The organism is Streptomyces omiyaensis (assembly GCF_014650895.1).
Classification (GTDB): Bacteria; Actinomycetota; Actinomycetes; order Streptomycetales; family Streptomycetaceae; genus Streptomyces; species Streptomyces omiyaensis.
In genome coordinates, this window is sequence record NZ_BMVV01000006.1 from 298,429 (window position 1) to 315,672 (window position 17,244).

Annotated in this window: 14 protein-coding genes; 9 read left to right on the forward strand and 5 right to left on the reverse strand. The window is 73.2% G+C overall.

Features of this window, described 5'->3' with window-relative positions:
• Positions 1–188: 188 nt before the first annotated feature.
• Positions 189–728 carry a DinB family protein gene (locus IE287_RS13115; RefSeq protein ID WP_189849159.1) on the forward strand — a complete coding sequence of 180 codons (540 nt, stop codon included), beginning with the start codon at positions 189–191 and terminating at the stop codon, positions 726–728.
• A 285-nt stretch (positions 729–1,013) separates the two neighbouring features.
• The gene (locus IE287_RS13120; protein WP_229883455.1) at positions 1,014–2,228 is read left to right on the forward strand and encodes a beta propeller repeat protein; all 1,215 of its coding nucleotides are present in this window, start codon (positions 1,014–1,016) and stop codon (positions 2,226–2,228) included.
• On the opposite strand, the gene gad is transcribed toward IE287_RS13120, so the two are convergent.
• The 3 genes from gad to IE287_RS13135 all read right to left on the reverse strand — a co-directional run bounded on the left by gad (position 2,225) and on the right by IE287_RS13135 (position 5,608).
• Positions 2,225–3,646: a glutamate decarboxylase gene (gad, locus tag IE287_RS13125; RefSeq protein WP_189849160.1), complete on the reverse strand. Its 1,422-nt coding sequence runs from the start codon at positions 3,644–3,646 to the stop codon at positions 2,225–2,227. The genes IE287_RS13120 and gad overlap by 4 nt on opposite strands.
• Positions 3,647–3,696: 50 nt before the next feature.
• Positions 3,697–4,974, reverse strand: coding sequence for an ion channel protein (locus IE287_RS13130; protein ID WP_189849161.1), 1,278 nt, complete (start codon positions 4,972–4,974; stop codon positions 3,697–3,699).
• 265 nt (positions 4,975–5,239) lie between these two features.
• Positions 5,240–5,608: a YbjQ family protein gene (locus IE287_RS13135; protein ID WP_189849162.1), complete on the reverse strand. Its 369-nt coding sequence runs from the start codon at positions 5,606–5,608 to the stop codon at positions 5,240–5,242.
• Positions 5,609–5,802: 194 nt separating this feature from the next.
• Between IE287_RS13135 and IE287_RS13140 the strand changes: the two genes are divergently transcribed.
• On the forward strand, positions 5,803–7,227 hold the full coding sequence (locus IE287_RS13140) for a DedA family protein (RefSeq protein WP_229883456.1): 1,425 nt from the start codon (positions 5,803–5,805) through the stop codon (positions 7,225–7,227).
• A 228-nt stretch (positions 7,228–7,455) separates the two neighbouring features.
• Here the strand turns inward: IE287_RS13140 and IE287_RS13145 are convergent, their stop codons facing one another.
• Both IE287_RS13145 and IE287_RS13150 read right to left on the reverse strand, forming a co-directional pair.
• Positions 7,456–9,114, reverse strand: a complete 1,659-nt coding sequence (locus tag IE287_RS13145) for a threonine/serine exporter family protein (RefSeq protein ID WP_189849252.1) — start codon at positions 9,112–9,114, stop codon at positions 7,456–7,458.
• A 132-nt stretch (positions 9,115–9,246) separates the two neighbouring features.
• On the reverse strand, positions 9,247–9,738 hold the full coding sequence (locus IE287_RS13150; protein WP_189849163.1) for an inorganic diphosphatase: 492 nt from the start codon (positions 9,736–9,738) through the stop codon (positions 9,247–9,249).
• 102 nt (positions 9,739–9,840) lie between these two features.
• Between IE287_RS13150 and dacB the strand changes: the two genes are divergently transcribed.
• From dacB to folE, 6 genes are all read left to right on the forward strand, one after another.
• The gene (gene dacB / locus IE287_RS13155; protein ID WP_189849164.1) at positions 9,841–11,241 is read left to right on the forward strand and encodes a D-alanyl-D-alanine carboxypeptidase/D-alanyl-D-alanine endopeptidase; all 1,401 of its coding nucleotides are present in this window, start codon (positions 9,841–9,843) and stop codon (positions 11,239–11,241) included.
• Positions 11,242–11,329: 88 nt separating this feature from the next.
• Positions 11,330–12,469, forward strand: coding sequence for an Rv3626c family coenzyme F420 biosynthesis-associated protein (locus IE287_RS13160; RefSeq protein WP_189849165.1), 1,140 nt, complete (start codon positions 11,330–11,332; stop codon positions 12,467–12,469).
• Positions 12,470–12,720: 251 nt separating this feature from the next.
• Positions 12,721–13,737: a tRNA lysidine(34) synthetase TilS gene (gene tilS / locus IE287_RS13165; protein ID WP_189849166.1), complete on the forward strand. Its 1,017-nt coding sequence runs from the start codon at positions 12,721–12,723 to the stop codon at positions 13,735–13,737.
• A gap of 41 nt (positions 13,738–13,778) precedes the next feature.
• A complete protein-coding gene (hpt, locus tag IE287_RS13170; protein ID WP_030219931.1) occupies positions 13,779–14,318 on the forward strand; it encodes a hypoxanthine phosphoribosyltransferase in 540 nt (179 codons plus the stop codon).
• 186 nt (positions 14,319–14,504) lie between these two features.
• Positions 14,505–16,532: an ATP-dependent zinc metalloprotease FtsH gene (ftsH, locus tag IE287_RS13175; RefSeq protein ID WP_189849167.1), complete on the forward strand. Its 2,028-nt coding sequence runs from the start codon at positions 14,505–14,507 to the stop codon at positions 16,530–16,532.
• Positions 16,533–16,632: 100 nt separating this feature from the next.
• Positions 16,633–17,238: a GTP cyclohydrolase I FolE gene (gene folE / locus IE287_RS13180; RefSeq protein ID WP_189849168.1), complete on the forward strand. Its 606-nt coding sequence runs from the start codon at positions 16,633–16,635 to the stop codon at positions 17,236–17,238.
• Positions 17,239–17,244: the final 6 nt, after the last annotated feature.

Here is a 17,244-nt window from a genome sequence, read left to right on the forward strand (position 1 = left end):
GCTGGTTCCGGCTGGTTCCGGCTGGTTCCGGCTGGTTCCGGCTGGCCCTGGCCGATTCCGGCGAGGGTCCCGCGGCCGGCGCCTTCCGGGCCGGGTGGCGCCACCGGTCTCTTCTAGGACCGAACCTGTCCTATTTCATCCGTAGGGTGGGCACTGCCCGAGAAACACCCGGACGGAAGGCGGACATCATGGTGGCTCTTGTTCCCGCGGAGGCCCCCGGCGACGAGCGCGGCGCGTTCCTCAACTTCGTGGAGGTCCAGCGCGCCGCGCTCCGCCGCGCCCTCCTCGGCCTCACCGAGGAGCAGGCGGCGAGCCGGCCCAGCGCGAGCGAGCTGAGCCTCTCCGGCCTGGTCAAGCATGTTGCCGAGGTGGAGCTGAACTGGCTCCGCCTCGCGCAGCGGCGGGAGAACGAGCGGCAGCGGACCCAGGAGACCTGGGGCGAGGCCTTCCGCCTGGTCGACGGCGAGACGATCCCCGGGGTCCTCGCCTTCTGGGACGGCGTGGCCAAGGAGACCGAGGAGTTCGTCCGTACGGCTCCGAGCCTGGACGACACCTTTCCGCTGCCCCCGGCGCCCTGGTTCCCGGAGGACGGGCGCGTGTCGGTCCGCTGGATGCTGCTGCACCTGGTCCAGGAGATGGGCCGGCACGCCGGGCACGCGGACGTGATCCGCGAATCCCTCGACGGCAAGGGCTCCTTCGAGCTGATCGCGCTGGAGCGCGAGGGCTGAGCGGGACCGGGCGGCGCCGGCCGGGGGCCGGTCAGAGGCCGGCTGGAGGTGCTCGGGGGCGGCTGGAGGTGCTCGGGGGCGGCTGGAGGCGCTCGGGGGTGCGCTCGGGGGTCGGCTGGAAGCGCTCATCGGCTGGAGGCGCTCGGAGGCGCTCAGGGGTCGGCCGGGAGTTCTCGCCCCCCCGGCCGAAGAATCTTCCTCCCGGGTGGGAACCCGAAGCGGGTGAGCGGTGTACCAGAAGCAGACGGTTCACCGCGAACCGCCCGAGGGACAGGGGGAAGTCCGATGCGCGTTCCCGTTTCCCGGGCGCCGGCTCCGCTCCGTGCGCTCCTGGCACTGCTGCTCGCCTGGCTGCTGGCCGCCTGCACCGGAGACGGGGAACCGGTCGGGGAGGGTGAACGGCCCTCCGCGGAAGGGACGTTCGGCGCGCCGCCGAGGATCGGGGACGGCGCCGGGCTGCCGGGGCGGGCGGCCGATCTCGGCTTCGCCGCCGACGGCAGCGGCTTCGCGCTGCTCGCGGAGTGCGTGAGCGATCCGGCCCGCCCGGCGAACGGCTTCTGCAGACAGCGGGTCGCGGCGCTCGACCGGGACGCGGAGCGGTGGGAGCAGCGGACCTCGCCGCTGCCCGAACTGCGCGGCACGGACGGGGTGTCGGCGCGGCTGTGGGTCCTGGGGCCGGGGCGGGCCCTGATCGAGGACGGGGGCGGGGAGGAGCCGCCGCGGGGCTGGTTCACCGGCGACGGCGGGCGGAGCTGGCGGACCGTGGACCCGCGCCCGGCCGGCCGGACCCCGGACATACCCGCCGGCGCGGCGCTGACCGCCGAGTGCGCCACGGACCCGGGTGCCCCGGCGGAGACCTGCGCCCGGGAGCGGCTGGCGGTGGTCTCCCCCCGGGACGGGCGGCGGCGCGAGCTGGTGGCGCAGCCGGCGCTGGGCGCGCACCCCCGGCCCGCGGCGGTCGCGGAGCCGGACGGTTCCTGGTGGGTGTCGGGGGTGGAGCCGGGGAGCGGGCGGCCGGCGGTCGCGGTCTCCCGGGACGGGGGCCGCAGCTGGTCGGTGAGCCGGCTGCCGAGCCCGACCGGCGCCCCGCCCTGGTACACCGTGGTGGTGGTCGGCCGGGACGCCGTGTACGCGGCGGAGATGGGCGAGCTGCGGGGCGGCGAGCCGGTGAAGAACCCGCTGCGGGCGCTCCACCGCTCCCTGGACGGGGGCCGCGGCTGGGAGCGGACGTGGACCACGGGGCCGGTGGCGGAGCCGCGCTCGCTGGAGGGGCTGCCGGTGCCGGGCCCCGGGGGCCGGATCGAGCTCGCCGCCCAGTGGTCGGGGTACGGCAGCGCGGACGGCGGCCGGACCTTCCGGGAGCTGGACGGCGGCGGCGCGTACGTGCGCCGCACCCCGGTCGGCCTGCTGCGGGAGCGTTCCCGCTGCCGGTACGAGCTGACGCGGGACGGCGTCCGCTGGTCGGAGTTCCCGCTGGCCTGCGGCGACGACACCCCCTAGTGGTGGAAGGCGGTGGCGGCGTCCTTGTCGTGGACGGCCGGGTGGGACTGGCGGCGCAGCTCGGGCAGCAGCCGGCCCAGGTCCTCGATGAAGAGGCCGGCGAGGTCGGCCGAGAAGCCGTTGCGGCAGACGACCCGCAGGACGGACAGGTCCTCGCGGTGGGCGGGGAAGGTGTAGGCGGGGACGAGCCAGCCGCGTTCGCGGAGCCGGCGGGAGACGTCGAAGACGTCGAAGGAGGTGACGTCGGAGGCGGTGGTGAAGGCGAAGACGGGCAGTTGGTCGCCGCGGGTGAGGAGACGGAAGTCGCCCATGGCCTCGATGCGTTCGGAGAGTCCGCGGGCGACGTCCCGGCTGGTCTGCTGCACGGCCCGGTAGCCCTCCCGGCCGAGCCGGAGGAAGGTGTAGTACTGGGCGACGACCTGGGCGCCGGGACGGGAGAAGTTGAGGGCGAAGGTCGGCATGTCGCCGCCGAGGTAGTTGACCCGGAAGACGAGTTCCTCGGGGAGTTCCTCGGCGCTCCGCCACAGGGCCCAGCCGACGCCCGGGTAGACGAGTCCGTACTTGTGGCCGGAGGTGTTGATCGAGGAGACGCGGGGGAGCCGGAAGTCCCACACCAGGTCCTCGTCGAGGAAGGGGGCGACCATGGCGCCGGAGGCGCCGTCGACGTGGACGGGGACGTCGAGGCCGGTGCGGGCCCGGAGTTCGTCGAGGGCGGCGCAGATCTCGGCGACGGGCTCGTAGGAGCCGTCGAAGGTGGAGCCGAGGACGGCGACCACGCCGATGGTGTTCTCGTCGCAGAGGGCGGCGGCGGAGGCGGCGTCGAGGTGGTAGCGGTCGCCCTCCATGGGGACGAGGCGGGGCTCGACCTCCCAGAAGGTGCAGAACTTCTCCCAGCAGACCTGCACGTTGACGCCCATCACCAGGTTGGGGCGGGCGGTCGCCGGGTAGCGGTCGGCGTTCCTGCGGGCCCAGCGGCGCTTGAGGGCCATGCCGGCGAGCATGCAGGCCTCGCTGGAGCCGGTGGTGGAGCAGCCGACGGCGGCGGAGGGATCGGGGGCGTGCCAGAGGTCGGCGAGCATGGCGACGCAGCGGCGCTCCAGTTCGGCGGTGCGCGGGTACTCGTCCTTGTCGATCATGTTCTTGTCGCGGCACTCGGCCATGAGGACACCGGCCTGGGGCTCCATCCAGGTGGTGACGAAGGTGGCGAGGTTGAGCCGGGAGTTCCCGTCGAGCATCAGCTCGTCGTGGACGAGCTGGTAGGCGCTGGAGGGCGGGAGCGGCCCGTCGGGCATCCGGTGGCGGGGCGGTGCCTCGGTCATGCCGCCGACGGGGTCGGCCTCGCCGAAGAAGGGGTTGAGGGCGAGCCTGCGGAAGTGCTCGGAGTCGGTGTCGTCGGTTCCCTTGTGGAGGGGCGCCATCGGGGCCTCCTTCTGCGGCGGGGCGGGGTCGGCCTGCGGCGGGGGCGGGGTCAGCGGAGGGCGTTGCCCTCGTGGTCGAGTTCGAGCTGGGGACGGCCGGTGACGACCAGCCAGGCGGGCAGGGTGGCGAGGCAGAGCAGCGAGAGCATCGCGGGGGAGGCGGCGATGACGGCGGCGATGAAGAGGCTCACCCACCCCTGCCGGGTGGTCGCGAGGAGGACGCCGAGGACGGCGGAGGAGACGGCGACCGCCGGGTGGATCTCCGGGACGAGGGCCTGGGCGACGAGGCCGAAGGCGGCGCCGACGAAGACCGCGGGGAAGACCCGGCCGCCGCGGAAGCCACAGGCGGCGGCGACCAGCAGGGCGACGAGCTTCACCACGGCCATCCGGGCCAGCTCGCCGGAGGAGTACACGCCGATGGAGCCGACCAGCTCCTCGGTCTCGTGGAGTCCCTTGAAGAGGGTCAGGTGGCCGCCGAGGGCCCCGAGGAGCCCCAGGAGCAGGCCGCCGGCGGGGATCATCAGCATCGGGTGCCGCAGCCGGCCGAAGGCCCGGTGGAGGTGCGGGAAGGCGTAGCAGCCGAGGAGGCCGAAGAGGGCGCCGAGGGGGGCGACGACGAGGGCGGCGAGGAGGTCCCCCCAGCCGGGGTCGGTCAGCGGCGGGAGGCCCATGGCGAAGCTGGGGTCCGAGAGGAGCTGGGTGGTCGTCGCGCCGGCGCCGGCGGCGATCAGCGGCGCGAAGAGCCGGTCCCACAGGGAGCCCCTGCCGGGCTTCCCGACGAGCGCCTCGGAGAGGACGAGGGCGGCGGCGACCGGGGTGCCGAAGAGGGCGCCGAAGGTGCCGGCGACGGCGAGGGAGGCCCAGAAGGCGCCCGGCGCGCCCGGGGCGGCCCGCAGGCCGAGCCAGACGGCCAGGGCGATCGCGGAGGCGATGGTCGGCTGTTCGGGGCCGAGGCTGACGCCGCCGGCGAGGGCGAGGGCGCTGGCGAGCAGCAGACCGGGCACCACGGCGGGCGGCAGCGGCGGCCCGCCGAGTCCCTCGGAGGCCGGGTCGGGTCCGGCGTGCCCGTGCACCTTCCAGACGACGAGACCGACGGCGACGCCGGTGGCCGTGAGGACGCAGATCATCCAGAGGGAGGAGTACGCCCCGACGTCCAGGGCGTCGGGCAGGGTCTCCCAGAGCACCGACTGGAGCTCTTCGGCGATCTTGCTGACGCCCAGGAAGAGCAGGGCCGAGCCGATGCCCACGACGAGGGCGGGCAGGACCTGCGGGAGCAGGAGCCGTACCGGGGCTTCGGTGGGGGCGGTCGCGTCATGATCGGTGGCCACCGCCCCACCATAAGTGAGCAAATGCCGCACAACACCTCGAAAGGCGCGGGCTCGCGGGCGTCCGGCTCACGCGGCGTCAGCCCCGGCCCCGGGCCACCCGCCACCTGGACCCGGCCCCGGGCCACCCGCCACCCGGACCCGGCCGCCTGCCACCGGACCGGCCCCGGGCCCGGGCCCGGTCGCGTGCGCCCCGGGCCCGGTCGCATGCGCCCCGGGTCGGGCCGTGGGTGCCCCGGGTCCGGGCCCGGCCGTGGGTGCCGCGGGCTCAGGCGCGCGGTGCGATCACGACCGCGGTGCCGTAGGCGCAGACCTCGGTCCCGACGTCCGCGGCCTCCGTCACGTCGAAGCGGAACATCAGCACGGCGTTCGCGCCGCGCGCCCGGGCCTGCTCCACCAGGCGCTCCATGGCCTGGTTCCGGGTCTCCACCAGGGTCTTCGTCAGGCCCTTCAGCTCGCCGCCGATCATCGACTTCAGACCGGCGCCGATCTGGCTGCCCAGGTGACGCGAGCGGACCGTCAGTCCGAAGACCTCGCCGATCACCTGGCGCACCTCGTGGCCGGGGACGTCGTTCGTCGTCACCACCAGCACGTCGGGGTGCGGTCCCTGGCCGCCTCCGTACTCCTCGATGCCCATCGGCACCCACCTCCTGCGATCGTCCGACCGTTCGGTACCGAGCCTAAGGAGCCCGGCGGGATCCCGCGCGCGCCCCGCGCGACCGGGTGGAACCGGTGGCGTTCACCCCGCGTTGATAGCTTGGGGCGCGCCGACGGCATGTCCCCGCCTCCCCCCGACATGCCCCACCCCCCGACCGCAGGAGCCCGGTACCCGTGAACACCCTTGCCCTCGGACCGAGCTGGTTGGACCCGGACTATCTGATCCAGACCTTCGGCCTGATCGGCGTCCTCGTCATCGTCTTCGCCGAGTCCGGCCTCCTCATCGGCTTCTTCCTCCCCGGCGACTCGCTCCTCTTCACCACCGGTCTGCTGGTCACCACCGGCAAGCTCGACACCCCGCTGTGGCTGGTCTGCACCCTGATCGTCGCCGCGGCGATCATCGGCGACCAGGTCGGTTACCTCTTCGGACGCAAGGTCGGACCGGCGCTGTTCCGCCGGCCGGACTCGAAGCTCTTCAAGCAGGAGAACATCGAGAAGGCCCACGAGTTCTTCGAGAAGCACGGTCCGAAGTCCCTCATCCTGGCCCGCTTCGTCCCGATCATCCGCACCTTCACGCCGATCATCGCGGGCGTCAGCCGGATGAACTACCGCTCCTTCATCACCTTCAACATCATCGGCGGCGTGCTCTGGGGCGCCGGCGTCACGCTGCTCGGCGCCTCCCTCGGCAAGATCGACTTCGTGCACGAGCACATCGAGGCGATCCTCATCGCCATCGTCCTGATCTCGGTCGTCCCGATCGTGATCGAGTTCCTCAAGGCCCGTTCCCAGTCGAAGAAGGCCGCCGCCCAGGGCGCGGCCCCGGCCGACCCGGACGCCCCCGCCGATCCGGCGGCCCCCGGGGCCCAGGGCCCCTACGGCGCCGAGCCCGGTCACGGCCGGTCCGCCTACGGCGAGCAGCCCGGCCGGCCGGGTCACGGCGACCGGACGGACCGGAGCGGCTACGGCGACCAGGGCGGCTACGCCGGCCAGGCGGGCTACGGCGGTCAGGGCGGCTACGGCAACCAGGGCGGCTACGGCAACCAGGGCGGCTACGCCGAGCAGGGCGGGTACGGCAACCAGGCCCAGGGCGGCCACGGCGACCAGGGCGGCTACGCGGGCCAGGGCGGCTACGCCGAGCAGGGCGGTTACGCGGGCCAGGCGGGTTACGGCAACCAGGGCGGGTACGCCGAGCAGGGCGGGTACGGCAACCAGGGCGGGTACGGCAACCAGGCCCAGGGCGGCTACGGCGACCAGGGCGGGTACGCGGGCCAGGGCGGGTACGGCAACCAGGGCGGGTACGGCAACCAGGCCCAGGCCGGGTACGGCGAGCAGGGCGGTTACGCGGCCCAGGCGGGTTACGGCGGTCAGGGTGGGTACGCCGAGCAGGGCGGGTACGGCAACCAGGCCCAGGGCGGCTACGGGAACCAGGGCGGCTACGACGCCCAGCCCGGCTACGGCGAGCAGCCCGGCCGGCCGGCGCAGCCCGGTCAGGGCGGCCACGGCCACCAGGGAGGCTACGGCGGTCACCCGGGTCAGGGCGGTTACGACGGCCAGAACCCGCCCCCGCAGGGCGGGGACGACCGGCACCCCCAGCGCTAGGACACCCCCGGGACACCGACAGAAGCCCCGCCCCCGCCTTCCGGCGGGCGCGGGGCTTCTTCGTGTCCCCGACGGACGGCCCCGACGGACGGCCCCGACGGACGGCCCCGGCGGGCGGGCGCCGAGGGACGGCCCCGGCGGGCGGGGGCCGAGGGACCGGCTCCCCCTACCGACCCCGTACCGGCCGTACCGACCCCGTACCGGCCCCCCGCCCGCCCCCCGAGCGGCTCAGAAGCCTCGGGTCCGCTTCGCCGCGCTGCGGGCGGAGCGGGCGCCCGGTGCCCGCATGAAGAGGCGGGCCAGCTCGCCTCCCAGGTTCACCCCGATCGCGATCGCCAGGGCCAGCGCCGCCGCCTTCGCCAGCGACGCGAAGCCCTGGTCCAGGTTGTTCTGGGCGATCGCCAGCACGCCGAAGTACGTCGCCGAACCCGGCAGCAGCGGCCCGATCGCCGCCGTCACGTACGGCAGCGAGGACGTGTGCTGGTAGCGGGCCATCAGCTGCCCGAAGAGGCCGACCAGACCGGCCGCCACCGCCGTCGCCATCACCGTCGAGCCCTCCGCGGTCACCGCGATCGACGCGTAGACCACCCAGGCCACCCCGCCGTTCAGCGTCGCGAAGAGCACCGTCGCCCGCGACTGCTGCAGGAGGATCGCGAAGGTCGCGCACAGCACCATGGACGACACGATCTGCGTCACCGGCCGCTCGACCGGGCTCAGCGCCCCCTCGGGATTGAGCTGGGCGTCGAACTGCACCGCCACGTACAGCACCGACAGCACGCCCACCACGATCGCCACGAAGAAGTAGGCGACCTCCAGGAGCCGGGCCGAGGCCGTGATGTAGAAGCCGGTCAGACCGTCCTGCACCGCCGCCACCAGCGCCCGCCCCGGGATCAGCGCGAACAGGCCACCCGTGATCACCGCCGAGGGCCGCAGATCCGCGTGGAGCAGCGTCAGGAGCACCCCCATCGCCGCCGGCGGCATCGCCGCCACCAGGAACTGGTAGAACTCCGGCAGCCCGCGCCCCGCGCACAACCACGCCAGCCGGTCGCCCAGCACCGCGCCCAGCGCCGCCACGAAGAAGACCCACGGCCCGCCCCCGAGCAGCGTCGAGGCCGCACCGGCGAGCACGCCCGCCGCCGTCGTCAGCACCCAGCCGGGATACGGGTGCCGGTTGCGCCGGATCTCCGCCAGCCGCCGGTACGCCTCCTCCGGCGACACCTCATGGGCCGGCGCGTTGATGTCCGCGAGGAGCTGGTAGACGGCCGCCAGCCGGGTGTAGTCGGTGCCCCGGCGCCGCACCGTCCGGTTCGCCGTCACCGGGTCGTCCACCAGCGACGGCTGGTGGGTGATCGACAGCAGCGTGAACGTCACCGTCGGCTCGCAGCGGTCCAGACCGTACGACCGGCAGATCGCGAACATCGCCGCCTCGACGTCCTCCGCGCCCTCCCCGCCCGCCAGCAGCAGCTCGCCGATGCGGAGGCTCAGGTCGAGCACGCGCGCCACCGAGGGCCCCGTCTCGTCCTTCGCCTCGGCCGCCTCCGGCACCACCGGACGGTCCCCCACCGGCAGCCGCAGCATCGTCCGCATCCGGTCCTGCCACGGGGCGTTCTGCGGCAGCCGCGCCAGCGGCACCCCGTACGCCGGGGTGAAGACCGGCGGCGAGTCCTTCACGGAGTACGTCGACGGCGGCGCGAACGCCGAACCCTCCGGCTCGGCGGGCGACGGCTCCGCCGCCAGCCCCTCCGGCACCACGAACGCCGAGCCCTCGGGCTCCGGCGGCGGCTCCGCCACCAGCCCGTCCGGCAGGGCGAACTCCGAGGTCGCCTCGTCCGACAGGGGCTTCCGGTCCTCCGGAGCCTCCTCGGGGCCCGCCGGCTCCGCCACCACTCTCTCTCCGCTCACACCCGGGAATCCTGGATTCCAGTATGGGCGTCAGACGCACGTGCGAAACGCGGATGCGCGAAAGGCGGTACGCCCCGAAGGGCGCACCGCCTTCCGCGAAGTCCTCGGACCGGGGCGTCAGTGAGCGCCCTGCTCCTTGGCGCGCGCGATCGACTTCTCGATCTCGATCTCGGCGTCGGCGCGGCCGACCCAGTCGGCGCCCTCGACCGACTTGCCCGGCTCCAGGTCCTTGTAGACCTCGAAGAAGTGCTGGATCTCCAGGCGGTCGAACTCCGGCACGTGGTGGATGTCGCGCAGGTGCTCCATGCGCGGGTCCGTCGCCGGCACGCACAGCAGCTTGTCGTCGCCGCCGGCCTCGTCCGTCATGCGGAACATGCCGATGGCGCGGCACTTGATGACGCAGCCCGGGAAGGTCGGCTCGTCGAGGATGACCAGCGCGTCCAGCGGGTCGCCGTCCTCGCCGAGGGTGTTCTCCACGTAGCCGTAGTCGGTCGGGTAGGCCGTCGACGTGAAGAGGCGACGGTCCAGACGGATGCGACCGGTCTCGTGGTCGACCTCGTACTTGTTCCGCGATCCCTTGGGGATCTCGATGAGAACGTCGAACTCCACGGGTGGCTCCTCCTGAATCAACACAAGTGAATGCTCGCGACGACGCGCGGTGATTAAGTGTCTCTCACGCACGTACGTGATCGCGAAAGGGGCTGGTCAGCGATGCCGGAACCGAGGGTCTGGCAGCTCACGGCGGGCTCCGCCGTGCTCGGTCTGGCACTCGCCGCCGCGGCGGCGACCGCGGCGGGCCCATGGGACGGAGGCCAGCGTACGGCCGAGAGGGCCCGCGCCGCCGCCCCCGTGACGGGTGGCGAGCGTCACCCCGCCCCGGCCGCCGCGCCCGCCGCCCCGCGCCCCGCCGAACCGGCCCCCGCGCCCAGCGCCCCCGGCGTCCTCACCGCCCTGGCCGCCCCCGCCCCCGGCACCCGCCCGGCCGACCTCGCCCGCACCCTCGTCCCCCTCCTGGCCGATCCCGGCCTCGGCACCTCGCGCACCGCCTCCGTCGTCGACACCGCCACCGGCAGGCAGCTCTACGGGGAAGGCGCCGGCACCCCCATGACCCCCGCCTCCACCGTCAAGATCGCCACCGCCGCCGCGGCCCTCTCCGCCCTCGGCCCCGACCACCGCATCGACACCACGGTCACCGCCGCCCCCGACGGCGGGACGGTCACCCTCACCGGCGGGGGCGACCCCACCCTCGACCCCGCCCGGCTCAAGGCCCTCGCCACCGACACCGCCCGCGCCCTCACGAAGCGCGGCCACACCTCCGTGCGCCTGGCCTACGACACGAGCCTCTACCCCGGCCCCGCCGTCCACCCCATCGGCCCCAACGAGAACCTCGCCCCGGTCACCTCCCTGATGACCCGCGGGGGCCGGCTCGACGACAGCGCCTCCGGCCCCGCCCCCCGCTCCGCCGACCCCGCCCTCGACACCGCCACCGCCTTCGCCGGCCACCTCGCCGCCGCCGGCGTGGAGGTCACCGGCGAACCGGCACCCGGCCGCACCCCGAAGGGCGCCCCCCTCGCCCGCACCCGCTCCGCCCCCCTCGCCGACCTCGTCGAACGCACCCTCACCCACAGCGACAACGACCTCGCCGAGGCCCTCGCCCGGCAGACCGCCCTCGCCCGCAAGCAGCCCGCCTCCTTCCGGGGAGCCGAGAAGGCCGTCCGCGACGAACTCGGCACGCTCGGCCTCCCCCTCGCCGGCGCCCGCTTCGCCGACGGCAGCGGCCTCGACCGCCGCGACCGCGTCTCCGCCGGCCTCCTCACCCAGCTCCTCGCCCGCGCCGCCGACCCCGCCCGCCCCGAGCTGCGCCCGCTCCTCACCGGCCTCCCCGTCGGCGGCTTCACCGGCACCCTCGCCGGCCGCTACGGCCAGGCCCCCGCCGGCGCCGGACTCGTCCGCGCCAAGACCGGCACCCTCACCGGCGTCAACACCCTCGCCGGCACCGTCGTCACCCCCGACGGACGCCTCCTCGCCTTCGCCTTCCTCGCCGGCCGCACCCCCTCCCCGGACCTCGCCCAGCCCGCCCTCGACCGCCTCTCGGCGGCCCTCGCCGGCTAGGGGGGGCCTCGGCGATCAGGCCGGAACCGATCCCCGCGCCACCCGCCGGGGAGGACCCGGAAAGCCCTCGAACCCGTACCGTTGACGCATGACGAGCATCGGTGGTGCAGGCACGTCCGGAATGGTCGACTGGAACCTCGCGGTCGCGACCGCGACCAGGCTGGTCCGCCCCGGCCCCGACGTCGGCCGCGACGAGGCCCGCGCCGTCGTCGCCGAACTCCGCCGGCACGCCAAGGCCGCCGAGGAACACGTCCGCGCCTACACCCGGATGCTCCCCGACGACGCCCGGCCGCACGACACGCCCGTCCTCGTCGTCGACCGCACCGGCTGGATCAAGGCCAACGTCGCCGGCTTCCGCGAACTCCTCACCCCGCTCCTCGGCAAGATGCAGGACCGCCGCGCCACCGCCCCCGGAGGCACCGTCCTCGGCGCCGTCGGCGGCAAGGTCACCGGCGTCGAGCTCGGCATGCTGCTCTCCTTCCTGGCCTCCCGGATCCTCGGCCAGTACGAGACCTTCGCCCCCGTCGCCCGTGACCTCCCCGGCGCCCCCGAAGGCGGCGGACGGCTCCTCCTCGTCGCCCCCAACATCGTCCACGTCGAGCGCGAACTGGGCGTCTCCCCGCACGACTTCCGCCTCTGGGTCTGCCTCCACGAGGAGACCCACCGCACCCAGTTCACCGCCGTCCCCTGGCTCCGCGACCACCTCCAGGGCGAGATCCAGTCATTCCTCGCCGCCACCGAGGTCGACCCCGGCACCTTCGTGGAACGCCTCCGCGAAGCCGCCCAGACCCTCGCCGGCGGCCGCCCCGAGGCCGAGGAGGGCGACCCCGCCCCCTCCCTCGTCGAACTCGTCCAGACCGCCGAACAGCGCGAGATCCTCGGCCGCCTCACCGCCGTCATGTCCCTCCTCGAAGGCCACGCCGACTACGTCATGGACGGCGTCGGCCCCCAGGTCGTCCCCTCCGTCGCCGAGATCCGCGAGAAGTTCCAGCAGCGCCGCGCCCGCGGCGCCTCCCGCCTCGACCTCGCGCTGCGCAAGCTCCTCGGCCTCGACGCCAAGCTCCGCCAGTACCGCGACGGCGAGCGCTTCGTCCGGGCCGTCGTCGACGAGGTCGGCATGGACGGCTTCAACCGCGTCTGGACCTCCCCCAACACCCTCCCCACCAAGAGCGAGATCGCCGCCCCCGCGGACTGGATCGCGCGCGTGCACCGCCGGGACGACTCCTGAGGCGACGGCCGGCCGGAGGCGCGCGGCGGGGCGGGCTCCTGGGGCGGGAGCGCCGGACGACACGACGCCACCGGAAGACACCCGGCCAATCACCCATCCGAGGGACCCTGGCCGTGGGGTGAGGCGTGCAATGCTCGGGTAAGGGCTGCATTTCTGTCACCATCGACGCACTCTGAGTGACCGAACACCCCATTCCGACCGTTAAGACTCCGACCGAGGCACCCCACCCCATTCACGAAGGGCACCGAACCATGGGTCCCCATCCTGCGGTCGCGGCGATACGCCTGGCGGTCCGCCGCGTACTCCACGACGTCCTCACCGAGCACCCCACCGAACCCGCCGCCCCCCGCGACACGCACCCCCTCGTGCTCGTCGCCTGCTCCGGCGGAGCCGACTCCATGGCGCTCGCCTCCGCCCTCGCCTTCGAGGCGCGCAAGCTCCCCGTCCGCGCCGGAGGCGTCACCGTCGACCACGGCCTCCAGGACGGCTCCGCCGGCCGCGCCGACGAGGTCGCCGGCCGCATGACCTCCCTCGGCCTCGGCCCCGTCGAAGCCGTCACCGTCACCGTCGGACGCGAAGGGGGCCCCGAGGCCGCCGCCCGCGACGCCCGCTACGCGGCCCTCGACGCCGCCGCGGAGCGCCACGGCGCCGCCGCGGTCCTCCTCGGACACACCCGGGACGACCAGGCCGAGACCGTCCTCCTCGGCCTCGCCCGCGGCTCCGGCATCCGCTCCCTCTCCGGCATGGCAGCCGTCTCCGGCGCCCGGGGCCGCTACCGCCGCCCCTTCCTCCAGCTCGACCGCCAGACGGTCCGCAAGGCCTGCATCGCCCAGGAGCTCGCCGTCTGGGACGACCCGCACAACAGCGACCCCGCCTACACCCGCTCCCGCCTCCGCCACGAAGGCCTCCCGGCCCTGGAGAAGGCGCTCGGCAAGGGCGTCGTCGAAGCCCTCGCCCGAACGGCCCAGCTCTCCCGCGACGACGCCGACGCCCTCGACACCTGGGCGGCCGACGCGGAGACCTCGGTACGCGACGAGGCCGGCGCCCTCGAATGCGCCAAGCTCTTCGGCCTGCCCCCCGCCGTGCGCCGCCGGGTCCTGCGCCGCGCCGTCATCGCCGAGGGCGCCCCCGCCGGTTCCCTCTTCGCCCGGCACATCGAGGAACTCGACCGGCTGATCACCGGCTGGCGCGGCCAGGGGGCCATCAACCTGCCCGGACGCGTCGAAGCCCGCCGCCAGGGTGGCAGACTGGTCATCCGGCAAGGCTGACGCACGCTGCAACGAAAGTGACCCGGGTGAACGAGAAGGACATGGGCACCGACCTCCAGTCGGTGCTCATCACCAAGGAAGAGATCGACGCCAAGCTGGCCGAGCTGGCCGCGAAGATCGACGCGGAATACGCGGGCAAGGACCTGCTCATCGTCGGAGTCCTCAAGGGCGCCGTGATGGTGATGGCGGACCTGGCACGCGCCCTGTCCACCCCCGTCACCATGGACTGGATGGCCGTCTCCTCCTACGGCGCCGGCACCCAGTCCTCGGGCGTCGTCCGCATCCTCAAGGACCTCGACACCGACATCAAGGGCAAGCACGTCCTGATCGTCGAGGACATCATCGACTCCGGCCTGACGCTGTCCTGGCTCCTGTCGAACCTCGGCTCGCGCGAGCCGGCCTCCCTGGAGGTCTGCACCCTGCTGCGCAAGCCGGAGGCCGCCAAGGTCGCCATCGACGTCAAGTGGATCGGCTTCGACATCCCCAACGAGTTCGTCGTCGGCTACGGCCTCGACTACGCCGAGAAGTACCGGAACCTGCCCTTCGTCGGCACGCTCGCCCCGCACGTCTACGGCGGCTGAGCCACACCCGTACAGCGGGGAACCCGCACCGCCTTCCCCCCGTTGAACCACGGGAAGGCGGTCGCGGGCGACGATGCTGAGGTACCGTCCGAAGAACAGCTTTTCTCATACCGCTTTTCGCAGTGCTTTTCTCACAGAGGCATTTACCTACGGGCAGGAGGGACGGGGCGTTCTCGCTCCGTATGGATGGACGTGAAGCGATACTTCCGTGGGCCGGTCATGTGGATCGTGCTGGCCGTCCTCGCCGTGGTCGTGCTGATGCAGGTCGTCGGCTCGTCCGAGGGCTACAAGACGGTGGACACCGGCAAGGTCGTCCAGGCGATCGACAAGAACCAGGTCAAGCAGGTCAAGCTCACCACCGGTGACGAACAGATCATCAAGGCCGAGCTCGTCGACGGCCAGAAGATCGACAACAGCAGCAAGATCCAGGCCAGCTACATCGGGACCCAGGGCGCCGACCTGGCCGACAAGCTCCAGGAGAAGTTCGAGGCCGGGCAGATCGAGAAGGGCTACACCGTCTCCCCGACGAAGCAGTCGCCCTTCGTCTCGATCCTGCTCTCGCTCCTCCCCTTCGTCCTCATCGTTGTCGTCTTCCTGTTCCTGATGAACCAGATGCAGGGCGGCGGCTCCCGCGTCATGCAGTTCGGCAAGTCCAAGGCGAAGCTGATCACCAAGGACACGCCGAAGACGACCTTCGCCGACGTCGCCGGCTCGGACGAGGCCGTCGAGGAGCTCCACGAGATCAAGGAGTTCCTCCAGGAGCCCGCGAAGTTCCAGGCCGTCGGCGCCAAGATCCCCAAGGGCGTCCTGCTCTACGGCCCGCCCGGAACCGGCAAGACGCTCCTCGCGCGCGCCGTCGCCGGCGAGGCCGGGGTGCCCTTCTACTCGATCTCCGGCTCCGACTTCGTCGAGATGTTCGTCGGCGTCGGCGCCAGCCGGGTCCGCGACCTCTTCGAGCAGGCCAAGGCGAACGCCCCGGCCATCGTCTTCGTCGACGAGATCGACGCGGTCGGCCGCCACCGCGGCGCCGGCCTCGGCGGCGGTCACGACGAGCGCGAGCAGACCCTCAACCAGCTGCTCGTCGAGATGGACGGCTTCGACGTGAAGGGCGGCGTCATCCTGATCGCCGCCACCAACCGCCCCGACATCCTCGACCCCGCCCTCCTGCGCCCGGGCCGCTTCGACCGGCAGATCGCCGTCGACCGCCCCGACATGCAGGGCCGTCTGGAGATCCTCAAGGTCCACCAGAAGGGCAAGCCGGTCGCGCCCGACGTCGACCTGGCCGCCGTCGCCCGCCGCACCCCCGGCTTCACCGGTGCCGATCTCTCCAACGTCCTCAACGAGGCGGCGCTGCTGACCGCCCGCTCGGACAAGAAGCTGATCGACAACCACATGCTGGACGAGGCGATCGACCGCGTGGTCGCGGGCCCGCAGAAGCGGACCCGGATCATGTCGGACAAGGAGAAGAAGATCACCGCGTACCACGAGGGCGGCCACGCCCTGGTCGCGGCGGCCTCGCCCAACGCCGACCCCGTCCACAAGATCACCATCCTGTCCCGCGGCCGCGCCCTGGGCTACACGATGGTCCTCCCGGACGAGGACAAGTACTCCACCACGCGCAACGAGATGCTCGACCAGCTGGCGTACATGCTGGGCGGCCGCGCGGCGGAGGAGCTCGTCTTCCACGACCCGACCACGGGCGCCGCGAACGACATCGAGAAGGCCACGGCCACCGCCCGCGCGATGGTCACGCAGTACGGCATGACCGAGCGGCTCGGCGCCATCAAGTTCGGCGGCGACAACACCGAGCCCTTCCTCGGCCGCGAGATGTCCCACCAGCGCGACTACTCGGAAGAGGTCGCCGCGCTGGTCGACGAAGAGGTCAAGAAGCTCATCGAGACCGCGCACAACGAGGCGTGGGAGATCCTGGTCGAGAACCGCGACGTCCTCGACAACCTGGTCCTGGCCCTCCTGGAGAAGGAGACCCTGGGCAAGGAGGAGATCGCCGAGATCTTCGCCCCGATCGTCAAGCGCCCGGCCCGTCCGGCCTGGACCGGCTCGTCCCGCCGCACCCCGTCCACGCGTCCGCCGGTCCTCTCCCCCAAGGAGCTGGCCCTGACGAACACCGCGAACGGCACCTCGGCGAACGGCACGGCCCCGGTCGACACCACCAAGGGCATCGACATCGCCCCCGAGGACACCCCGGAGCCCTGAGCCCCGGCCCCCGGAATGGAAGCCGCGCCCCCACAGGTTCTAGCCTGTGGGGGCGCGGCCTTTTTTCGCGCCATGTCAGACCAGACGGAACGAGGCACAGATGACCGACCCGGTGACGCTGGACGGCGAGGGCACGATCGGCGAGTTCGACGAGAAGCGCGCCGAGAACGCCGTACGGGAGCTCCTCATCGCGGTCGGCGAGAACCCGGACCGCGAGGGCCTCAGGGAGACGCCGGCACGCGTGGCACGTGCGTACAAGGAGATCTTCGCCGGGCTGTGGCAGCAGCCCGAGGACGTGCTCACGACGACGTTCGACCTGGGCCACGACGAGATGGTGCTGGTGAAGGACATCGAGGTGTATTCGACCTGTGAGCACCATCTCGTCCCGTTTCGCGGGGTGGCCCACGTGGGGTACATCCCGTCCACGACGGGCAAGATCACCGGTCTCTCGAAGCTGGCCCGGCTCGTCGACGTCTACGCCCGCCGTCCTCAGGTGCAGGAACGTCTCACCACGCAGGTGGCGGACTCGCTGATGGAGATCCTGGAGCCGCGCGGCGTCATCGTGGTCTTCGAGTGCGAGCACATGTGCATGTCGATGCGCGGCATCCGCAAGCCGGGCGCGAAGACCATCACCTCGGCGGTCCGCGGCCAGCTGCGCGACCCCGCCACCCGTGCCGAGGCGATGAGCCTCATCATGGCGCGCTGAGGCGCG